Below are 4859 nucleotides of genomic sequence, written 5' to 3'. Positions count from 1 at the left end.
TCTACTTTTATGATGACGGGAAGCTTATCAACTTTGAACTTTTGATATTTGGGAGAATGGGAATCGTCGAAAGCCCACTGTTTTAGCGGTATATATCTGCATATGAAGTTTACCAGCCAGCAATTCTGCTGATAGAGTTGGTGGATGATTTCAAGTAAATAAAGTATAATGTTCACGAGCATTGTCTCCTGGTTTTTTGTGAGTTTGGTCGCTGACATTATACCAAAAAGGGAGGTCAATGCTCATTTTATTTTGAACTCCCGATAAATCAAGGCTTTAGAACAAAAAAGAGGTAGTAAATTTGACACTACCGTGTATTGATAGAGGGGTGAAAATATGATGAATGTAACATTTGATACTGCAAATAAAAAAGATATTTCAGAACTGACCAGGCTTCGAATTGCATATATCATGGATGATTATGGAACTATCAGCGAAGCTGATAAATATGCCATGGAAGAGCAATTACCTGGTTATTTTGTGAGAAAACTGGGTAAAGAACTTATTGCTTTTGTAGCAAGAGCTGATGGACAGCTGGTTGCCACGGCATATCTTTTGCTTATAGAAAAACCAGCTAATCCATCTATGCAAAATGGACTAGTTGGTGAAGTGCTGAGCGTATTCACTGAGAAAAAGTATCGTGGACAAGGCATCAGTACACGCTTAATGAACGATTTGATAAATTATGGCAAGGAGAATCGTCTGTGCTATATTGACCTGAAAGCTACAGAAGAAGGTTATTCTCTTTATAAAAATATTGGTTTTGAGGAAAGAAATCAAAAATATAAGAATATGCGGTTGAAACTATAGCTTGTTATTAAGTGTGGGAGGAAAGATGAAAAGAGAACTCGGAATAGCGCGTTGCGGATTAGCATGTTGCTTGTGCTCGGAAAACGTAACCTGTAAAGGATGTAAACGTGATGGATTCAAGGAACTATCCTGGTGCAAAGATGCCGAGTGGTGTGAGGTCCGCAGGTGTGGTATTGATAAAAATCTGAATGGATGTTATGAATGCAAACCGGCGAATTGTCGTAAAGGCTTATATGCAGACAAGATTAAAGCAAGGGCTTTTGCGGAATATGCACGAAGGTTTGGAGTAGAAGAGCTATTGGATTGCCTTGAACGCAATGAAAAGGCAGGTATAGTTTATCATCGGGAAGGAATTATGGGAGACTATGACGACTTTGATGATTTAGAGGAACTGATAAGCTATATAAAAACAGGGAAAAGATAATGAAAATTGGTATTTCAGCTTGTTCAAACGGACATTTGCCGGAGTGGCAGGATCAGATAACTGAACTTGAACAGGTTCTTGACAACATGAATATTGAAACAGCTCTTTCACCGCATATTATGAGAACTATAGATGAATATAGCGGGACTGATAAGGAAAGAGCCGAAGATCTCATGAAGTTTTACACTGATGATGCGATAGATGCAATCTACGACATTTCCGGCGGAGACTTGGCTAATGGAGTGTTAAAATATTTAGACTATGACGCCATAGCCAAGACCGATAAGACTTTTTGGGGATATAGCGACCTGACAACTGTTATTAACGCCATATACACAATGACGGGCAAGCCGGGAGTTCTTTATCAGATAAAAAATATTATCTGGTCATGCGGAGATGTTCAAAAGCAGAGATTTTCAGATTACATTTCAGGAAAGAATAATGACCTGTTTGATATAAAATACAGCTTTTTGCAAGGAAACGACATGCAAGGTGTGGTTGTAGGCGGCAATATCCGCTGCTTTACCAAGCTTGCAGGAACAAGGTACTGGCCTGATATGAATGGGAAGATATTGCTTCTTGAGGCACTTAGCGGAGAATCCGGTCAGATAGGGACTCTTTTTAACCAATTGGATGATATAGGCGTGTTTGACCAAATATCAGGTGTATTGCTTGGGACTTTCACTAATTACGAAAAAGCAGGACCATCGCTTACTGTATATGATCTTTTGAAAATGCATATCTCAGAGGTGCTTCCCGTAGCATGTACAAGAGATATAGGACATGGCCATGATGCTAAGGCTATCATGATTGGAAAAGAATACAGTATTCATGCGGATACACATAATGGTGAAACATTTGATGTATATCAATAACTAGGTTCAAAAGTGGGTTCAGAAATTTAAGTGAAACTGCCAGCCTCTTTCTTTATTTTATACATTTGGTACAAATCAGTACAATTTTGGTACAAGTCAGAAGATATCAGCATTTGAACGATTTGAATTGCATAAAACGATATACATAAAACATGTATATTTATTTAGCGGATATAAAAATGGGACTGATAAGGAGCGGTAATACTGAGCTATCTGCGGAGGATTCAGATGCTGTGCTTACTGAGTACCTCTGGCCAATTGTTCGAGAGATAATTAAGACAGCTATAGAAAATAAGCAAGATCTCATAGTGGAGGAATGCTATGTGCCTTTTGACTGCAGGCGGGATTTTAGCAAGCTAAAAGACGGCACATATATCGACGAGATCAATATGGTTCTTTTTTATAAAATGCGTGTTATAAAATATTTTACGATTTTTCGTGAAAAAAGTGTTGACAACATTGGTCTATAGCTATAAACCAATTTTTCTTGTCCGAAAGGAGGCATTACAGCGCATTATGGCTGAATTGTTATTAAGCGAAAGTGAATACAGGATGATGGACATCATATGGGATCATGCACCGGTTGAGTCCGGACAACTTGTTAAGCTGTGTGAGAGTAAATTATCCTGGAAAAAATCCACAACGTATACGATGCTGAAGAAACTTTGTGATAAGAATGTGGTAAATAATACCGATTCTGTTGTATCCGTTATCGTGCCTAGGGAAGAAGTGTTGTCACATGAGAGCGAGTATGTAGTAAAAAGGAGTTTTGGAGGATCTCTCCCGGCTTTTGTTAACGCTTTTTTGGGCAACGGAAAACTTTCCAAGAAAGAAGCGGATGAGCTGATTCGTCTAATTGAGACACACATGAGTGACGAATAATAGACGATTTAGAAATAGGAGATGTTATGGGGAACATATTTCAGCATGTTTTTCAAATGAGCATTTATGGTAGCGTAGCAATCGTAGTGGTTCTGATCTTGCGGAAGTGTTTTCATAAGATTCCTAAAAGGGTGACTTGTTTTTTCTGGATAATTCCGGGGTTAAGACTGCTTTGCCCGTTAAACGTAGGTACTGCGTTTAGTGTGATGAATATTCCGAAAATGTTCAGGAAATCCTTCGGAAAAGCTGATGCTCCTGCAAACGTTGAGGCGGTTGTGCATCTTCCGGGGGTCTCGGGAAAGTCGAATATTCCACAGATAGGGCATGGCATCAATAATAATATGACGGAAGGGATTTTTGAAACGCTACGAGATCCAAGGACAATCATGGCTTTTATATGGCTGGCAGGTATGATAGCCATGATGGCCTATCTGATCGTAAAGACGATCCAAATGGTGAAAGTTTTAAAGACAGCTAAAATGGCGCTAAGCGGATGTTATTACGAATCAGATGCGGTGGATACATCCTTTGTTCTGGGTGTGTTTAGACCGAGGATTTACATGCAGCCGGGACTTACTAGAAGTGAAAAAGCATATATTTTGCAGCATGAACGTATGCACATCAAATACCTGGATCATATCACCAGGATTGTCGGTGTGTTTACAGTATGCGTCTATTGGTTTAATCCGTTAATCTGGATTGCTTTTGCAGCGATGTGTGCAGATCTGGAGATGCGTTGTGATGAGGCTGTAATAGATCGGATGGGAAATTGTATTAAAAAGGAGTATTGCCGTTCCATGGTAAGACATGCTTTAGACCGTGGGACTGGGAATCGCGGAGTTTATGCGGCATTTGCCGGCGATAATTATAGCGGAAGGGAGATAGATATGAGAGTTAAAAATCTTATCGGATATAAGAAGATAACTAAGATAGCTGCAACAGCTATAATCGTTTTTTCAATGGTACTATCAATGGTTCTTTCTACTAAGGCGCAGAGTAAAAACGATGCGGACGCAGAAAAAGTTGGCGCACCGGTTTCTGTTCCCGGTAATCTGCTTCTTGATTTGACTGATGAAGAAAACCTTGAGAACTACGGTAAGGAAGAGTTTGCTATTCCTGACGATGTAGTTTACAGCGATGAAGGAAGACCTTTCAGTAAGACTTATGATTACAGAGATACGCCGATATTGAATAAACTCGGAGCAATTGCTGAAAAAGAGGGATTTGAAATAGAGTGCCCTGATATTGAATATCTCGATAAAAAAGGAAATGCTCAGACTGGTAGGGAATTATATGCCTTCAACGCTTATAAGGAAGTAGGAGAAGAAACAATGCTCCTTAATTTCTACATGGTATCAGAAGAGTATGCCCGTAAAAGTTTTAACGAGTTTAAAGAGAAGGACGGAATCTGGTATACAGAGGATGACGATGACTGGGGATGCGAAACGCAGTGGCATACTTGCAGAGTTTATGACACGAAAACAGGTGTCATGATGGATGCAAGCGGAACTTATGCGTTTGACTGGGCAGCTATGGGATTGTTTGAATAGCCTTATTATATGGAGTATAATCCCATCTTTGACAGTCTAATGGCGAGAGAAGCCTTATTTTAAGGCATCTCTCGCCATTTTAAAATGCATAAAAGTGTAGCTATATATAACTATTTTTTGCCTTTGGATTGACGTATGATTTTTCGCATTCCCATGTCTGTTGTGATCTCATAATCCGTGCGAAAGCCAGCGGTCTGGTGTAATTGATCTGTGATGTCGGTGCGTGTATAGGACGGGGTGTATCCCATCTTTTCGCCTGGACGATGCATCATCATTGAGCGCAATGTATCAAGTATCTGTTCGCATGTATAGTTCTCA

6 protein-coding genes and 2 pseudogenes are annotated in these 4859 nt (G+C 39.7%); 6 read left to right on the top strand and 2 right to left on the bottom strand.

Annotated elements, in window-relative coordinates:
* Positions 1-176: pseudogene (locus BLR42_RS24190) on the bottom strand (transposase); the annotation flags it as partial.
* A 160-nt stretch (positions 177-336) separates the two neighbouring features.
* Here BLR42_RS24190 and BLR42_RS21905 point away from each other — a divergent pair.
* The 6 genes from BLR42_RS21905 (at position 337) to BLR42_RS21880 (ending at position 4541) form a co-directional block, all read left to right on the top strand.
* Complete coding sequence (locus tag BLR42_RS21905) at positions 337-810, top strand: GNAT family N-acetyltransferase (protein ID WP_091873788.1); 474 nt, start codon at positions 337-339, stop codon at positions 808-810.
* 25 nt (positions 811-835) lie between these two features.
* Positions 836-1234 (top strand): DUF3795 domain-containing protein, encoded by a 399-nt coding sequence (locus BLR42_RS21900; RefSeq protein ID WP_091873786.1) that lies wholly within the window; start codon positions 836-838, stop codon positions 1232-1234.
* On the top strand, positions 1234-2109 hold the full coding sequence (locus BLR42_RS21895) for an LD-carboxypeptidase (protein WP_091873783.1): 876 nt from the start codon (positions 1234-1236) through the stop codon (positions 2107-2109). The genes BLR42_RS21900 and BLR42_RS21895 overlap by 1 nt, the downstream gene beginning before the upstream one ends.
* Positions 2110-2288: 179 nt before the next feature.
* Entirely contained in the window at positions 2289-2579 is a 291-nt protein-coding gene (locus tag BLR42_RS24030; protein ID WP_091873780.1) for a hypothetical protein, read from the top strand.
* A 46-nt stretch (positions 2580-2625) separates the two neighbouring features.
* Complete coding sequence (locus tag BLR42_RS21885; RefSeq protein ID WP_091873778.1) at positions 2626-2991, top strand: BlaI/MecI/CopY family transcriptional regulator; 366 nt, start codon at positions 2626-2628, stop codon at positions 2989-2991.
* 26 nt (positions 2992-3017) lie between these two features.
* Positions 3018-4541 (top strand): M56 family metallopeptidase, encoded by a 1524-nt coding sequence (locus BLR42_RS21880; RefSeq protein WP_091873775.1) that lies wholly within the window; start codon positions 3018-3020, stop codon positions 4539-4541.
* Positions 4542-4651: 110 nt separating this feature from the next.
* Here BLR42_RS21880 and BLR42_RS23420 read toward each other — a convergent pair.
* A pseudogene (locus tag BLR42_RS23420) lies at positions 4652-4859 on the bottom strand (transposase); the annotation flags it as partial.

Origin of the sequence: Butyrivibrio sp. INlla16 (assembly GCF_900104155.1) — a bacterium.
Lineage (GTDB): Bacteria > Bacillota > Clostridia > Lachnospirales > Lachnospiraceae > Butyrivibrio.
Note: the sequence above shows the minus strand (reverse complement) of the source record. Positions and strands in the feature narration are given on the sequence as shown.

Bases quoted from the DNA above. Each gene is read 5' to 3' on its own strand.
- BLR42_RS21895 (WP_091873783.1), top strand. From the start codon at position 1,234: ATGAAAATTGGTATTTCAGCTTGTTCAAACGGACATTTGCCGGAGTGG.
- BLR42_RS21900 (WP_091873786.1), top strand. From the start codon at position 836: ATGAAAAGAGAACTCGGAATAGCGCGTTGCGGATTAGCATGTTGCTTG.
- BLR42_RS21905 (WP_091873788.1), top strand. From the start codon at position 337: ATGATGAATGTAACATTTGATACTGCAAATAAAAAAGATATTTCAGAA.
- BLR42_RS21885 (WP_091873778.1), top strand. From the start codon at position 2,626: ATGGCTGAATTGTTATTAAGCGAAAGTGAATACAGGATGATGGACATC.
- BLR42_RS21880 (WP_091873775.1), top strand. From the start codon at position 3,018: ATGGGGAACATATTTCAGCATGTTTTTCAAATGAGCATTTATGGTAGC.
- BLR42_RS24030 (WP_091873780.1), top strand. From the start codon at position 2,289: ATGGGACTGATAAGGAGCGGTAATACTGAGCTATCTGCGGAGGATTCA.